10 protein-coding genes are annotated in these 15,725 nt (G+C 64.3%); 1 reads left to right on the top strand and 9 read right to left on the bottom strand.

Features of this window, described 5'->3' with window-relative positions; all coding sequences use genetic code 11:
* From VNN55_10420 to VNN55_10410, 3 genes are all read right to left on the bottom strand, one after another.
* Nucleotides 1-629 (bottom strand): fused MFS/spermidine synthase (locus VNN55_10420; GenBank protein HWO57967.1); only part of this gene is annotated, 629 nt, incomplete at its 3' end.
* Nucleotides 630-702: 73 nt separating this feature from the next.
* Complete coding sequence (locus VNN55_10415; GenBank protein HWO57966.1) at nucleotides 703-1,068, bottom strand: cupin domain-containing protein; 366 nt, start codon at nucleotides 1,066-1,068, stop codon at nucleotides 703-705.
* 171 nt (nucleotides 1,069-1,239) lie between these two features.
* Nucleotides 1,240-1,422 carry a hypothetical protein gene (locus VNN55_10410; GenBank protein HWO57965.1) on the bottom strand — a complete coding sequence of 61 codons (183 nt, stop codon included), beginning with the start codon at nucleotides 1,420-1,422 and terminating at the stop codon, nucleotides 1,240-1,242.
* A 1,437-nt stretch (nucleotides 1,423-2,859) separates the two neighbouring features.
* On the opposite strand from VNN55_10410, the gene VNN55_10405 reads away from it, so the two are divergent.
* On the top strand, nucleotides 2,860-9,165 hold the full coding sequence (locus VNN55_10405) for a T9SS type A sorting domain-containing protein (protein ID HWO57964.1): 6,306 nt from the start codon (nucleotides 2,860-2,862) through the stop codon (nucleotides 9,163-9,165).
* A gap of 374 nt (nucleotides 9,166-9,539) precedes the next feature.
* Here the strand turns inward: VNN55_10405 and greA are convergent, their stop codons facing one another.
* From greA to VNN55_10375, 6 genes are all read right to left on the bottom strand, one after another.
* The gene (greA, locus tag VNN55_10400; GenBank protein ID HWO57963.1) at nucleotides 9,540-10,025 is read right to left on the bottom strand and encodes a transcription elongation factor GreA; all 486 of its coding nucleotides are present in this window, start codon (nucleotides 10,023-10,025) and stop codon (nucleotides 9,540-9,542) included.
* Between the two features lie 115 nt (nucleotides 10,026-10,140).
* Nucleotides 10,141-11,610 carry a glycogen synthase GlgA gene (glgA, locus tag VNN55_10395; GenBank protein ID HWO57962.1) on the bottom strand — a complete coding sequence of 490 codons (1,470 nt, stop codon included), beginning with the start codon at nucleotides 11,608-11,610 and terminating at the stop codon, nucleotides 10,141-10,143.
* Between the two features lie 25 nt (nucleotides 11,611-11,635).
* A complete protein-coding gene (gene galT, locus VNN55_10390; GenBank protein HWO57961.1) occupies nucleotides 11,636-12,679 on the bottom strand; it encodes a galactose-1-phosphate uridylyltransferase in 1,044 nt (347 codons plus the stop codon).
* Between the two features lie 14 nt (nucleotides 12,680-12,693).
* Nucleotides 12,694-13,956, bottom strand: coding sequence for a hypothetical protein (locus VNN55_10385; GenBank protein HWO57960.1), 1,263 nt, complete (start codon nucleotides 13,954-13,956; stop codon nucleotides 12,694-12,696).
* Nucleotides 13,956-14,909 carry a cation diffusion facilitator family transporter gene (locus tag VNN55_10380; protein HWO57959.1) on the bottom strand — a complete coding sequence of 318 codons (954 nt, stop codon included), beginning with the start codon at nucleotides 14,907-14,909 and terminating at the stop codon, nucleotides 13,956-13,958. The genes VNN55_10385 and VNN55_10380 overlap by 1 nt, the downstream gene beginning before the upstream one ends.
* A gap of 149 nt (nucleotides 14,910-15,058) precedes the next feature.
* Nucleotides 15,059-15,725: tetratricopeptide repeat protein (locus VNN55_10375; GenBank protein ID HWO57958.1), on the bottom strand; the 667-nt coding region annotated here is incomplete at its 5' end.

Below are 15,725 nucleotides of genomic sequence, written 5' to 3'. Positions count from 1 at the left end.
CAGCCGCCGGCCAGCAGCAGAACGGCCGCCGCAAGCGGCGCCGACCGCAGCCGCCGGGCCAGCATGCTCCCCCAGAGGGCGGTGGCCAAAAGCAGTAAACCGGTGGCCGCGACCAGCCGCGTGACACCCAGATTGGGAATCAGGAAGAAGCCGATGGCCAGCGCGGCCGCCACGCTGGCAGCGGTCGAGACGGAGTAGAGATAACCCGCGGTCCTCCCCACTTCTTCCAGTTGCGCGGCCTTCAGACGAATGGCATAGGGACTGACCATACCCAGAAGCGCCAGAGGCGGAAAGAACAGAAGCGCGGCGGTAACAAGCACCGCGACCCGCAATCCAAACGGCTCGGTGAGAAGCAAGACCGGGTCGCGCAGAAGCGGGATAAGCAGGGTCCAGAGTCCGGCCAGGCCAAAAAGTATGGCGAAGCGTCCGAGGCGCGGGCCACGGTCGGCCCAGCGGCCGCCAAGGGCATAGCCGACGCTCAGCGCGGCGAGTGTGACGGCGATCAGCGCCGACCAGAGATAAAGACTGGCGCCATAGAAGGGGGCCAGGACGCGTGTGCCGAGCAGCTCAAGCGCCAAGACCGCCGCACCGCCGATAATGACAGCCGTGTAGATGTAAGCAGTCAGCATGTCGCAGGGAGCTCCTTATCGCGAGCGTACACCATCGGATCAGGGGACATGGTAACAAGCATCACGATCCGGCTCAAGCTGTCTTACCTCCCGGTTGGGGGTAGCCGGTCAAGGAGGCGGCGCGGAAGTCTTCGCGCACCGGATGGAAGACATCGATGACATAGCAGTCGGTGACAGCATGGGCGGAATGGGGAATGTGCGGCGGCAGGATGTAGACTTCGCCCCGCCGTAGTCGGAACGGCTGTCCTTCCACGGTCAGTTCCAATTCGCCGTCGACCACGTTGACCACCTGTTCATGGGGATGGTCATGGCGCGGCAATCGCGCGCCGGCGGCCAGATGGACATGCGCGATGCTCATATTCAGGGATGCGGCGACCCGGGCGACGACGCCGTCGGCCAAGGTCAGCGCCGGCAATTGGTCCAGCAGAACGTGGGGCATGGACGCCTCTCGGACGAGGGTGAGCGGTGAGGCGGCGGGTCCAACAACACGACGCCGCCGCTGACAAGGTCGTCAACGGCGGCGCGTGATGCAATGCTGTCAGGCGGTGGGGCGGCGCCCGCTCGGCCGTGCTGCGAGTTGGCGGTTCGCTGGCCGCGGCGCCGCGAGGTGCTACTTATTGCGGAGAATCGTTGACGCCGTGTTGGAGACAACCGGGTGCGACAACAGCGAATGCAGATCCCGGTAGGTCGTGCGCAACGAAACACCCGACGCCTTGGAAAGTTCCGCCAGGGTGATCTGACGGTTGTCCCACATCATGCGGCGGACCATCTCGAGACGCTCTTTGCGGTTCATCTTCTCCTCCTGCCTTTTCGCCCATCCGGGCGAACTTTATGTGACTGGAAAGCCTCTCGTTATTATTCGTTGTCGCGTCCGTCCGCGCCGATCAGGGGCGCTTCCGGGCCGCTTGGTCATCCGTTTGCTGACAGCTGTGCGTTGCGACGGGCTCGGTGGCACCGGCCGGGGTCAGGGCGGGGGCTTCAACGGACTCGGCGATGCGGCTCCAGCAACGCGGGCAGTAATGCGTCTCCCCCACCCGGCACAGCAGTGCGTCACTGTAGCTGAGCACATAGGAGCATCGCGGGCACTGCATGACGCCCTCCCTGGTGGCGATCATTACGCGGCGGATCATTCGTGGCTGTGTTCTCATGGTCTGCTTCAGTCGGAAATCCTGCCGCGCCTTATTGCGCGTCGAGCAACCCTTCAGCAAGGGCCATGCCAAGGAAAACCAGACCAAATTGAGTCTCGCATGATATTGACTGTCAGGAGGTTGACTTCGCGAACGTTGACCAGAGTTGTCAGACTTCCAAATTCAGCTGGGTGAAATTGGACAGGGCATCAGACGGGCTGTCATAATCTGGACAGTGGCACTCTGAGCGAATCAAGATTGGATAGGAACGGCGTTTGCGGAAAGCAGGGAGAGACATTGCTGGATGGAGTTATGCCCGTATGCGCATGGTGATTGGTAAGATGCCATCAGAAAGGCAGTTACAGGTTTCGCGCGCGTGCCTTTGCGCCGACGCCGAACCGGTCGGTTGGTGCTGGATGCGCAAGGGCTTGCAGCATGGTCCCTGCGCTGTCATGCCCGTGAGGGACTTGACGAAATCGGAGGTTGGTAGTAATTTAGGAGGCACGGTATCCGCTTTCGCGGAGTTCTCCGTCGCTGATCAAACGCAGAAAAGGCCCCAGCTATCGTCCTACAGTGACTGCTCGTCCGGCGCGTATCCCTCATCCACGCGCCCGCAACAAAATGTCAGTTCAACGATCGTCGGGTGGCAGACCTCAGAGTCTGGGAGTCTTGCATGACGATTCCGGAGCGTCCCTACTGCCGGTCCTGGTTGGTGGTGACCAGTTTGATCGTGTTGATCGCGACCATGGTCGTGATTCTGGCCACAGGCGCAGCCGAAGGCGCCTGTGGGGTCAGGCACAACGCCAACGCGGCTTTCAATGTTGCTTCATTCAGAACTGATAACTGCTTGACAGTAAACGGAAAAGGCCTTAATTGTGTGGGGCTGGGGACCGTCCATCCAGCTCAAATCGAGGAGCTCTACTTACTCGCGTTTTGTCAGTCCAGTTGCTGAAGACGCCGTGATCTTTGGCGTCTGCCTTCCAAAGGACCCGGAAGGACATTGCGTCAGGATGACGCCTCCGTCGTCGGAGCCTGTCAGAATGAGCAGAACCCATCAAGGCCGTTCACAATCGAATACTCTGGTCACCCCTGTGGATAACTCCATGCGAGGTTCCCATACCATGAAGACCGTCATGCGTGTCCCTTCGCGACTGCCGCGCTGGACAGTCCTGACGCTTTGTCTGGCCCTGCTTGCGCCGATGGCGCAGGCGCAGGCCGGCGATGTGCTCACACCGCCCAAGCCGCCGCGGTCGCTCCCGCCGGGAGGCTCGACGGAGCAGACTATTCCGCTCAGCCAGCCGGTGGTCACGCTTTCGACCGACAAACCCGCCTACCTGCCGGGGGAAATGGTCATCATCAGCGGCACCGGTTTTGAGACCGGCGAGACGGTCGAGTTGAAAATCCGCTTAAGCGACGGCAGTTATTCCGACACCTGGAATGTCGACGCCGCGATCGGCGGGAAATTCGATACGTACTGGTACCTCCCGGTGTCCTCCCCGCTGGGCGACCAGATGACCAGCGAAGCCAGCGGCCTGAGTTCGGGGCTGGCGGCCGAGGCCACGTTCGTGGCCGGCAGCTCGGTGCTCAAGTGGAAGACGCTGATTCCGGACAGCACCTGCCCGGATGGTTATTTCCCGGCCTGTGTCTGTCTGGGGCAATCGTGCGGCGATGAGTTCGTGGAGCCGCTGGCCAATCGGCCGATCATCTTCTACCTCGCTTTGGGCGACTGCGCCGATCCGGATTCGGCGATCATCGCCGACACCGTCTACACCGATGCATTCGGAAACGCCTGCAGCTGGATCAGCGCGCCGTCGCTGGCCGGCAACTACACGCTGCGGGCCAAGTACGAGGGCGAGGCCGCGCCGTCCCCCTGCCCGATGCCGGGGAACAACGCCTGCGATCCGACCAGCGGCGATGCGGCGGTGCGGTGCACCGACATCAACGGCACGTCGTTGTGCCACACGCTCAACGTCACCAACAGCCCGAATCATCCGCCGACGATCAACTTCGGCTTGAACGCCTGGTATGACATCTGCGTGCCGGTCGAACTCTGCATCACCTACAATCTCACCGACCCGGACGGGCTCGGCGGGTTGTACGAGGAGAATCTCTCCGGCTTCGGCGAGTTCCGCGACCAGGTCAATGGCATCTACTTTACGCCCGACACGTCGGGTGTCTATGTCCTGATCGCCAAGACCACCGATCCATGCGGCGCCTTTGACATCGACACGGTGGTGATCACCATCGACATGAATGATCCGCCGTCGATCGCCTTCGGTCCGGATCTGTATTACGCCTGCCAGCCGCCGCCGGGAGCGATCTGCCTGCCCTATACGGTCGCCGACCCGGACGGCTTCGCGGGCGCGCATGAGACGCTGGTCTCCGGCCCCGGCACGATCGATCCGACCGCCAACAAGGTCTGTTTCACGCCGGCCGGACCGGGCGTCTATACCTTCATCGCCCGCATCACCGACACATGCAGTCTGTTCGATCAGGATACCATTGTGGTCACCATCGGCGGGGCCAATCCGCCGACCATCAGCTTCGGCAACGACACCTCCATCACGCTCTGCCAGCCCGGTCCGATCTGCCTGCCCTACGCCGTGTCGGATCCGGATGGCTTGCAGGGGCTGATCGAGTCGCAGGTGGCCGGGCCCGGCGCGATCGACACGCTGAACAACCGGGTGTGCTTCGATGCGACGACCAACGGCACGCACACGATCATTGCGCGTGTTGTCGATTCGTGCGGCGGCGTCGATTACGACACGATTGTGGTCAATGTGACCGTCGGCGGGCCGCCGACGATCGCCTTCGGCGCCGACTTCGGCACCGGCGGCTGCACACCGTCGCAGATCTGCGTTCCCTACACCGTCTCCGACCCGCAGGGTCTGGCGGGATTGATGGAATCGCTGGTCACCGGTCCGGCCGGAGCGGTGATCGACACGCTTCAGAACCGTGTCTGTTTCACGCCGCCGGTGAGCGGGACGTATACGGTCATCGCCAAGGTGACCGATCCGTGCGGCGCCGAGGACCGTGACACGATCCGGGTAACCGTTACGCTCAACAGCCCGCCGGTAGTGACCTTCGGTCCCGACTCGACGATCCGCCAGTGCGCGCTCGGCCCGGTCTGTGTGACCTATGGCGTCTCGGACGCCAACGGCCCGGCGGGAATCATCGAAACGCTGGTCTCCGCTCCTGCGGGCGCGACATTTGATGCCGCCAACAACCGCGTCTGCTTCACCCCGACCGGCGAAGGACTCTATACGGTCATCGTCAAGGCCAAGGACCCGTGCAACGCCGAGGACGCCGACACGATCGTGGTGCGCATCGACGTCAACGATCCGCCGGTCGTGACCGGCCCGGCCGACACGACAATCTTCCTGTGCGCTTCCGACACGGTCTGCGTGGGGCCCTTTGCCGCCACCGACCCGAACGCGAACATCGCAACGCTGGCCGCGTCACTGGGTTGGATCGACGGGGCTCGGGTCTGCTTTGCGCCCGACACCGCCGGGTACTACCGCATCATCGTTTGCGCGACCGATTCGTGCGCGGCGCAGGACTGCGACACCGTGGTGGCGCGGATCGTCCTGAATGCCGGCCCGGTCTGCAACATCCCGGGCGACACCGCGATTGTCGAATGCTTCGCCTCGCCGTTGTGCCTGCCGGTTTCGGCGACCGACATCGACGGCAACCTGGTGGGTTGCGAGCTGGTGAGCGGCCCGGGTGTGCTGGCGCAGGGGCAGTGGTGCTACACGCCAGCCGGCGATGAGTCGTTCGATGTCGTCATTCGCTGCGCCGATGCCTGCGGCGCGGTCTGCGAGGACACGTTCACGGTCAGCTTCAATCTCAACGAGCCGCCGATCTGCGAGTTCAACACGCCGGTGCCGCCGGCCTGCTTGCCGGAGACGGCGTTTGTCTCGTTCGCGGTGACCGATCCGGAAGGCAAGCTCGACACCTGCATCATCACCTCGGGACCGGGCTGGCTGTCGGGGACGACCTGGTTCTATGAACCCGGCCCCGGCGAGACGGTCAACGTCACGATCTGCTGCTACGACGAGTGCGGCGACTCCTGCTGCATCTCGTTTACGCTGACCTATCCGGTGCCGCAACCGCCGGTCTGCCAGATCCCGTCGCTGGACACGACCTTCACCATCTGCACGCCGACGCAGGTTTGCATTCCGATCTCGGCCACCAGCGCCAATCCGCCGGTGGTCTGCAGTCTGGTTGCCGGGGTGGGCACGTTGTCCAACGGGCAGTGGTGCTACACGCCGTCCGGGACCGAAGTCGACACGATCACGGTGCACTGCACCGACATCTGCGGCGAGTCCTGCGAGCAGACCTTCATTGCCCGCTTCAACATCAACAGCCCGCCGACGATCACGCTGGCGACCGACCGCTCCGAGGAGCTTTGCACGGCGCAGAATCCGGTCTGCGTGACCTACACCGTCAGCGACCCGAACGGCTTTGCCGGTCTGGTGGAATCGCTGGTTTCCGGCCCGACGGGCGCGGCGATCGACACGGCGCTCAACAAGATCTGCTTCTCCCCGACCGCGCCGGGCGCTTACACCTTCATCGCGCGGGTGCAGGATGCCTGCGGGGCGTTTGACCTCGACACGGCGGTGATCACGATCACGCCGTCAACGCCGCCGAACTGCAACCTGCCGGGCAACACAATCGTGCGGGTCTGCGGTTCGCAGCCGATCTGTCTGCCGGTCTCGGCGACGGCCGATGACGTCCCGGTCAATTGCGTGGTCACCTCCGGTCCGGGCGCGGTCGCCAATGGATTCTGGTGCTATACACCGACAGCCCCGGGGGTTGTCAACGTGACAATCACCTGCACCGATGCCTGCGGCGCGACCTGCTCCGGCTCGTTCCAAGTGGACATCCGCTTCAACGGTCCGCCGACGATCGCCTTCGGTAATGATTCGTCGCTGTTCCAATGCGCGCCGACGCTGATCTGCCTGCCGTACACGGTTTCCGATCCGGATGTCCCGGCCAAGTGGACCGAGTCGATTATCAGCGCGCCGCCCGGCGCGACGATCGACACCGTCGCCAACCGTGTCTGCTTCACGCCGCCGGGAGCCGGCGCGCACACGATCATTGCGCGCGTCACCGATTCCTGCGGGCTGTTTGATCAGGACACGATTGTCGTGACCGTCAATCTCAATGATCCGCCGGTCATCGCCTTCGGGCGCGACACGTCGGTCTTCCAGTGCGCCGCGCAGCCGATCTGCCTGCCGTACACGGTCAACGATCCGGACGGTCTGGCGGGGTTGGTCGAGACCAAGTTGTCCGGCCCGGGCGCCATCGACACCGCGGCCAACCGGGTCTGCTTCACGCCGACCGGCTCGGGGGTCTCGACGATCATCGTCAAGGTCGCCGATCCGTGCGGGCTGTTCGATCAGGACACGATCAACGTCACGGTCACGTTGAATCAGCCGCCGGTCTGCAACCTGCCGCGCGACACGACGATCTTCCAGTGCGCGCCGACACCGGTCTGTCTGCCGGTCTCGGCGACCGACCCCGACGGCAATTTCAAGGTCTGCACGCTGACCGCCGGGCCGGGAACGCTGACCAACGGGCAGTGGTGTTACACGCCGACCGGCGATCAGGAGGTCACGGTGTCGGTGATGTGCGCCGACTCGTGCAACGCCGCCTGCGAGGGCAGTTTCAAGGTCAACTTCGTCATCAACGATCCGCCGGTGTGCAACATCCCCGGCGACACGACCTTCACCTTCCTCTGCTCGCTGGCCACGATCCAACTGCCGGTGGGGGCGAGCGACCCGAACAACAACCTGCGCAGTTGCGCGATCACCAGCGGTCCGGGCGAATTGCTCGGCGGTTTCTGGACCTTCACGCCGACCGAGCCGGGCCAGTACTGCGTGACCATCGCCTGCACCGACTCGTGCAATCAGACCTGCCAGTCGTCGTTCTGCGTGACGGTCAATCTCAACACCGAAGACTGCAACTGCATCTTCAAGTTGACCATCGGCGGCGAGGAGCCGACCGACGGGCTCAACGGGCAGGCGGTCACGGTGCCGATTGTCCTGCAGTTTGCCAAGGAACAGATGGGCGGCTTCGATCTGCTGCTCTGCTATGACGAGACCGGCATCTTCCTCACCCAGGTGGCCAAGGGGCCGTCGCTGGCGGCGTGGGAGTACTTCACCTACCGTCTGGGCGTCTTCGGCAACTGCGTCGGCGGCTGCCCGTCGGGGATCATCCGCCTGATCGGCATCACCGACATGAACAACGGCAAGCCGATCACCGACCCGAACGCGTGGAAGCCGGTCGGCACGATCGCCAATCTGACCTTTGTGCTGACCAGCGACCGCAACTTCATCGGCCAGTGCATCCCGATCTACTGGTGCTGGTTCCAGTGCGGCGACAACGCGATCTCCAGCCGCACCGGCGACACGCTGTTCATCGAGGAGACGTACGATTTCGACAGCTGCCAGAGCAACGCCAAGGCCGACCCGGTTCCGGGCATCTGCTTTGAGAACGGCCGTATCTGCATCCTCGAGCCGCCCGATGACCGCGGCGACCTGAATCTCAACGGCATCGCCAACGAGATCGGCGACGCGGTGCTCTACACGAACTTCTTCATCTACGGCAACTCGGTCTGGGATCCGATCTGGAAGGATGTCCAGATCCTGGCGTCGGACATCAATGACGACGGCCTGGTGCTCACCATCGCCGATTTGGTCTACCTCATCCGCATCATTACCGGCGATGAACAGCCCTATCCTCCGGGCGGCCATCCGAAGCTGGCCACGGCGTCGCCGGTGGCGATCTCGACCGACGCGGTCGGCGAGGCGCTCTCGATCCGCTGGGATTCCGAGCTGGATATCGGCGGCGCGCACTTCATCGTCGATCTGCCCGAGGGGGCGACGGTGGGCGAAGTGACGCTCGCGCCGGAGGCGGCCAACATGAAGGTGCGCGCCCATCGCGACGGCAACCAGCTGCGTCTGCTGGTCTACAGCGACACGACCGAGATCATCCCGGCCGGGTCGCGTCAGATTGTGTCGATCGCGATGACGCACGCCAACGAGGCGGTCCTGTCGACGCATGATCTGGCCACATCCGACGGCTGGGTCATGCCGTCGCTGGTCAACACCGCCAAGGCGGCGTTGCCGACCGAATTCACCGTGGCACAGAACTACCCGAATCCGTTCAACGCCGGCACGATCATCCGCTTCGGCACCAACGTGGCGACCGATTACACTCTGGCCATCTACGACATCCTCGGCCGCCGCGTCTGGGGCGCCGCCGGGCACAGCGAAGCCGGTTGGGTGGAAGTCGAGTGGAATGGCCGTGATGAGCACGGCAACTCGCTGGCCTCCGGGTTGTATCTCTACCGGGTGCAGACCGCGTCCGGCGTGCAGACACGCAAAATGACTTTGCTGAAGTAGCAACTCCAACCACCCCTGTCAGACACAAAGCCCCGCGCCCGTTGGCGCGGGGTTTTGTGCATTGGGGAATGACGGCGGGTCAAAGCCCGCCCGCTGTGGTCGTTATGAATTGGGAATCGTGGGGGCACGTCTGAGAACTGCCTTGGTCGTCACCGGAAAAAGTGCAACAAGGATCCCAAGACCTGGCAAAGAGCGCCGGGTCTTGGGATGACGGTGCGTGAGTGTGTCTGATGTGGTGTGAAATGGCGATGAATTGGGAATCGCAAGGGCAGGTCGGAGACCTGCCTTGGCCGTCACCGGACCGAAGAGCAGTCTGGGCACCTTCGGGCCTTACCCTCCCGATTTTGTGGTTCACAAAACGAATGGGAGGGCGATCAGTCGCCGCGGGTGACTTCGAGAACTTCGTAGGCCAGTTCGCCGGCGGGGACCTTGATCGTTACCTTGTCCCCGGCTGTCTTGCCCAACAGGCCGGCGCCGACCGGAGATTTGATCGAGATGCGATCCAAATCGAAATCGGCTTCCTCCGGCGAGACCAGCTGATATTTGATCTCCTCGCCGGATCTGAGGTCGCGGACGCGGACAAACGACATCAGATAGGCACGGCCATCGTCGGCGGTCGATTCGACCACACGGGCGCGGGAAAGTTTGAATTCCAGTTCGGCGATTTTGCGCTCGAGGTGGACCTGGCGCTCCTTGGCGGCGTGGTATTCGGCGTTCTCCGACAGGTCGCCGTGGTCGCGGGCGCGGGAGATTTCGGCCACGATTTGCGGACGGTCCACCGTCTTGAGCCGTTTGAGCTCCTCGGTGAGCTTCTTGTGCCCTTCGGGCGAAAGATAAACGGGGCCGTGCGCGTCGCTCATCGTCTGTGCCTGATTCCGCGCCCCAGCGCCGCCGGGGCTTTGGCTAACAAAAATGCGGGCGCCCAACAATCGCGCGCCCGACACAGCGATATTATCGCCATCCTTGCGGGGTCTGTCAACGGTCGATTGCCGCCTGGTAGAGCCGCAGGTACTCGCCGGCGGCATGGGTCCAGGAGAAATCGGCGGCCATGCCACGTCGCTGCAGGGCGGTCCAGCGCGCCCGGTCGCCATAGGCGGCCACCGCCCGCCGGAGGGCGGCCAGCATCGCCTGTTCGGTGTAGTCGTTGAATACAAAGCCGTTGCCCTCCTCGGGACGGGCATCGGCGTCTATGACGGTGTCGGCCAGGCCGCCGGTGGCACGGACCACCGGGATGGTGCCATAGCGCAGACTGTACATCTGGTTGAGTCCGCAGGGCTCATAGCGGCTGGGCATCAGGAAGATGTCGGCGCCCGCCTCGATCAGGTGCGCCAGCGCATTGTCGAAGGCAAAATAGCCGCGGAAACGGCCGGCGAAGCTCTCGTTCCAGGCCCCGAATGTCTTCTGCAGCGCCGGATCACCGGTGCCCAACAGGACCAGATTGACATCAAGCGCGAAGAGCCGTTCGGCGGCGTTGGCCACCAGTGTGAGTCCCTTCTGCTCGGCCAACCGGGTGATCATGCCGACCAGTGGACGGTCCCAGCGCTCCCTGGCGAAGCCACAGGCCTCGCAGAGCGCCCGCTTGTTGGCCGCCTTGCCCTCGAGATGCGCGGCGTCGTAAGTGGCGGGGATCAGTTTGTCGGTCGCCGGGTTCCAGATCTCCACATCAACGCCGTTGAGGATGCCGGACAAGTCGGCGGAACGCTGGCGCAGGATCCCCTCCAGCCCGGCTCCGTATTCGGAGGAGGACTGAATCTCGCGGGCGTAGGTCGGCGAGACGGTGTTGATCTTGTCGGCGTAGACCAGACCGGCCTTCAGGAAGTTGATCTTGCCGAAAAACTCAAACGGCCCCATCGGCTCGGCCAACGCCTCATCGAAGCCGAGAAACGGAAACCGTTCGAGCGGGAATACCCCCTGATACGCCATGTTGTGCACGGTCAGGAGCGTGCGGGTCTTCTGCAGCGATGGCACCTCGGCGGCCTTCAGTTTCAGATACGCCGCCGCGAGCGCGGTCTGCCAGTCGTTGAGATGGATGATTTCGGGCACCCACTTCGCCTGCGACAGCAGCTCGAGGATGCCGCGGGAGAAGAAGGCGAACCGGACATCGTTGTCGGGGTAGTCGCGGCCGGTTGAGAGTTCCACATACAGGCCGGAACGCGAGTAGTAATTGGGGTGCTCGACGAAATAATGCTGGGCCTTCCCTTTCCAGTTGGCGGGGCGGCGCAGCTTGAACGTCTGCGGGATGCCATTGAAGTCAAGCGACACCGCCAGGCCGTCGTGGGGCACGGTCGGATGATCGCGGTGAAACTGAGCGGCATAGAAGGGCGACACCACCCGCACTTCATGCCCCAGTTGCGCGATCGCTTCGGGGAGCGCGCCGGCGACATCGGCCAGACCGCCGGTCTTGGAGAAGGGCACCACTTCCGATGTGGCAAACAGAATACGCAATGCGGTCTCGTTTCCGCCGGGCCCGTCACTGGGTCTTGAGGCCGGCTGCGGCGCCGAGGGCGGCGGTCCAATCGGTCTGGCGCAGGACGGAGGCGGCTTCCTCCGGCGAGGTGGGGTTGATGTGGAACCCGGTCCCCCACTCGAAACCGGCGATGCTGGTCAGACGCGGGATGATTTCCAGGTGCCAGTGGTACTCGGGATCCCTCTCCAGCCCGAAGGGGGAGCTGTGGACCATGTAGTTGAACGATGGATCGCCGAGGGCGGCGCGCTGGCGCAGCAGCACCCGGCGCAGGATGGTGGCGAATTCGAGCCGGTGTTCCTCGCTGATCGTCCAGTAGGCCGGCTGATGCCCGCGCGGCAAGATCCACGTCTCAAACGGGAACCGGGCGGCATAGGGCGAAAGCGCGACAAAGTGCGGGGTCTGGTCGACCAGCCGCTCGCCGTCGGAGATCTCCTGCCGCACGATATCGCAGAAGATGCAGCGCTCGCGGTGGTTGAAGTAGTAGCGGGCGCCTTCGAGTTCCTCGATCACCTGCCGCGGCACGACCGGCGTGGCGATCAGTTGCGTGTGTGCGTGTTCCAGCGACGCGCCGGCCGCCTGGCCCTGATTTTTGAACAGCAGGACATAGCGGAAGCGCTCATCGTGCATGAGGTCGCTGACGCGCCACTGGCAGACACGCAGGACATCGTTGATGCGGCGTTCATCGAGGTCGGCCAGTTCTTCGTCGTGGTTGGGGGTCTCGATGATGACCTCATGGGCGCCGACGCCGTTCATCTTGTCGTAAACGCCGAGTCCCTCGCGGTTGAGATCCCCTTCGATGCGTAAGGCCGGATAGCGGTTGGGCACGGCGCGCACCTGCCAGCCCGGGGTGTCGGGCGCGGAGCCGTTGCCGCGCACCGCGACCAGTTCATGCGGCGTCTCGCGCTCGTTGCCGGGGCAGAACGGGCAGTTGGCCGGATCGGTGTGGCGCGCCTCGGAGACGCGTCGAAAATCGTTGGGCCGCTCGGTGCGATCGGTGGCGATGATCACCCAGCGTCCGCTAATCGGATCTTTGCGCAGTTCAGGCATGGCGATCGTGAATCCTATTCCCGTTGCCGTCGCAGAAATGCGCCGCGCGCGGCGGCGGTCCCGTCGAACAAGGCGGTCAGCAGCGTCCGCTGCGTGTCGGTGAGGCCATCGGGCCGCGCCAACGCGCGCAGCGCCGCGGCGCGGCGCGCCATGGCCGCGGCGGCGGTGGACAGCATCCGGTCCAGACGGTGCTCGACAAGGTTCCCTCGCGTCCCCCAGACAAACGACGGCAGATCCCGGGGGGCCAGATCGCCGCCGAAGTAATTGACGCCCACTCCCCAGGTGGCGCCGGTCGGGATCAATGTGCCGATCCCTGTCTTGGAATAATCGGCGATGAACGACCCTACCTTAATGAGTCCCGTTTCGACCTCGGCCCCGTGGCGGGCGACCCGGACGGTTCCATACGTGTTCTTCAGATCGCTGTTGGTGGTCATGGCGCCGAGGTTGACCCACTCGCCCAGGATGCCATGCCCGAAAAAGCCGGCGTGGGCCTTGTTGACGAATCCCTGCGCGATCGAGGCCTCCCACTCGCCGCCGATCTTGCAGCCGGGGCCGATGGCGGCGCCGCCGGTGAACTTCCCGCCCAGCAACGCGCTCCCCTTGCCAATGTAGGCGGGACCGTCGATGCGATTGAACGGCTCAAGCGTGACATCATCATCGAGAATGATCGGGCCGGTCGCGGTGTTGAGCACATTCTGCGGATGGATCGTGACGCCTTTCCCCACCCGGAGGCGTCGGCGGTCGCCGACAATGTGCACACCGCGTGACGCGCCGGGAAGGCGGGCCGTGGTCATCCTGCGCGCGCGCGACCAGAGCGCGAAATCGAAGCGCAATTGCTCCGGCAGATGCTCGATCAGGTTCCAGAGGCCGTCGAGGGCGCGAAACGGCATCGGCGACGGCGCCGGCGGCGCCGACTTGACGCGCGCCGAAACCTTGGAGATGCGGGCGGCGCCCGACGACCAACTGAAATCGGGAAACCGTCCGGTGGCCCAGCGCGGATCGTCCAGCGGCTGGACCAATCCTTCGATCGTCCAGATCTCATCCGGTTGGGCGCCGGCGCGCGCGGGCTTCTCCCCCGCGGCCGGAGCCAGCTCGGCCAGCAGCGGCTGAAACTGCGCGCGGGTCTCGTAGGCGACGGCGGTCGGCCGCAGGAGCGCGATCCAGCGCTCGGCGTTGGTGAAGGCGCCGTCGCGCAGGAAAAAGCCGGGACGGGTCAGATCCAGCGGCGCGAACTGACCGGCCGCGGCGCCTTCGGCGAGGATGAGCCAGCGCTTCATCAACGGGCCTCCGGGCGGGGCATCCGATGGCGCGGAGTGAGTGGATCGGCGCCCTCGGCATCGCGTTCGGGCGTGTACGGTTCAATATGCACCACGACATCGAAGACGCCGGGGTAGGCGGCCATCACCGTGTCGCTGGCGGTGTTGGCGATATCGTGGGCAACATCAATCGACAAGCCGCCGTCGACGAGGATTTCCGTGTCGACAATCACGCCGCGTCCGGCGGTGCGCACCTTGGTGCGGTGCAGGCCGAGCACACCGGGCACCGAACGCAAGGTCGCGACGATATCATCGATGGTCTCCTGCGGCGGCGCGCCACCCAGAAGGACGAAGGTGTTTTCGCGGATGATCTTGAAGGCGTGATAGAGGATGACCGCCGCGACCCAGAAGGCGGCGACCGGGTCGAGCACCGGATAGCCGAGCTGCGAGCCGGCCACGCCGACCAGCACGCCGAATGTGGCGATCACGTCGGAGAGATGATCGGTGGCGGTGGCGCGCACCACCAGACTGCGCTCGCGCGCGGCGACACGGTGGCTGTAGAGGAAAAGCCCCAGTTTCAGCAGGATGACCGCGACGGCGACATAGACCGTCCAGAGCGCCGGACGTCTGGCGGTCCCCTCCCAGATCGTGACCACCGCATCGCGCACGATGATGCTGCCGGTGGCGACGATGAGCAGGCCGACGATCAACGCCGCGACAGTTTCGGCGTTGCCGTGGCCGTAATGATGGTCGCGGTCGGGCGGCTTGGCGGCGACACGGTAGCCGATCAGCGCGATGGTCCCCGCGACCAGATCGAGCATGGAGTTGAACCCGTCGGCGATCAATGCCTGGGACTGGCCCATCACCCCGGCGAGCAGCTTGCCGATCACCAGCACGAGGTTGGCGGCAAACCCGACACGCAGGCAGACCTCGCCCGCGGCGGAGACACGATGAGAGATGCGATGCGGCGCCATACTTGCGGAATCGGACGCGGCCGTAGGCCGGGGAAGCGTCAGCGATTCGCGGGAATTTACCGGACAAAGCCAGGAGGAACAATTGCGAAACCGTCACAAAAAACGGGCGGGCCCGGAGGCCCGCCCGCGGGGACGTTCGTACGAGCGCGTTACTCGCCCTTGGCGGCGAGGTAATCCTTGATCTGTTTGACGATCCCCTGCACCTCGGTCACCTTGCTTTTCCACTTGGAGCTGCCCTGCGCGACCTTGAGGAAGGCCTCGTAGTCCGGGACGCAGCTTTCCATGTCGAGTTGATGCGAGCAGATGGCGAGGTTGTAGTAGGCCTCGATGTATTTCGGGTTGGCGGCGATCGCCTTTTTGTATGTGGCGATGGCTTCCTCGAACTGGTTGGCGTCCTTCTGAATGTTGCCGAGGTTGTAAAGCGACTTGGAGTCGGACGGGTCGGCCTTGATCGCCATTTCGTAGGCCGCCTTGGCGCCGGCGGTGTCGCCTTTCTTTTTCTTGGCGGCGCCCAGGGTGGCCCAGCCGGCGGCGGCCGACTTGGCGTCGATTGCGCCCAGCCGCGTAAAGGCGGCCGCGGCCTGATCAAACTTGCCGGCCTGCGCGTAGACCAGACCGAGGTTCTTCCACGCGTCGGCGGAGGTCGAATCGATCTTCACCGCCGCCTCGAGATGGTTGGCCGCCAGATCGAGCTTGCTTTGTTCGTAGTATATTGCCCCGACGTTGATATGCGCCTGCAGATAGTCGGGGGAGGCCTTGCAGGCCTCTTCATAGGCGGCGATGGCCGCGGCGGTGTTGCCCGCCTTGGCGTCTTCG

Source organism: bacterium, assembly GCA_035559435.1.
GTDB lineage: Bacteria > Zixibacteria > MSB-5A5 > WJJR01 > WJJR01 > JACQFV01.
Note: the sequence above shows the minus strand (reverse complement) of the source record. Positions and strands in the feature narration are given on the sequence as shown.

Excerpts from the sequence above, each read along its gene's own strand:
- VNN55_10415 (HWO57966.1), bottom strand. The coding sequence starts at position 1,068 with ATGCCCCACGTTCTGCTGGACCAATTGCCGGCGCTGACCTTGGCCGAC.
- VNN55_10410 (HWO57965.1), bottom strand. The coding sequence starts at position 1,422 with ATGAACCGCAAAGAGCGTCTCGAGATGGTCCGCCGCATGATGTGGGAC.
- VNN55_10405 (HWO57964.1), top strand. The coding sequence starts at position 2,860 with ATGCGAGGTTCCCATACCATGAAGACCGTCATGCGTGTCCCTTCGCGA.
- greA (HWO57963.1), bottom strand. The coding sequence starts at position 10,025 with ATGAGCGACGCGCACGGCCCCGTTTATCTTTCGCCCGAAGGGCACAAG.
- galT (HWO57961.1), bottom strand. The coding sequence starts at position 12,679 with ATGCCTGAACTGCGCAAAGATCCGATTAGCGGACGCTGGGTGATCATC.
- VNN55_10385 (HWO57960.1), bottom strand. The coding sequence starts at position 13,956 with ATGAAGCGCTGGCTCATCCTCGCCGAAGGCGCCGCGGCCGGTCAGTTC.
- VNN55_10380 (HWO57959.1), bottom strand. The coding sequence starts at position 14,909 with ATGGCGCCGCATCGCATCTCTCATCGTGTCTCCGCCGCGGGCGAGGTC.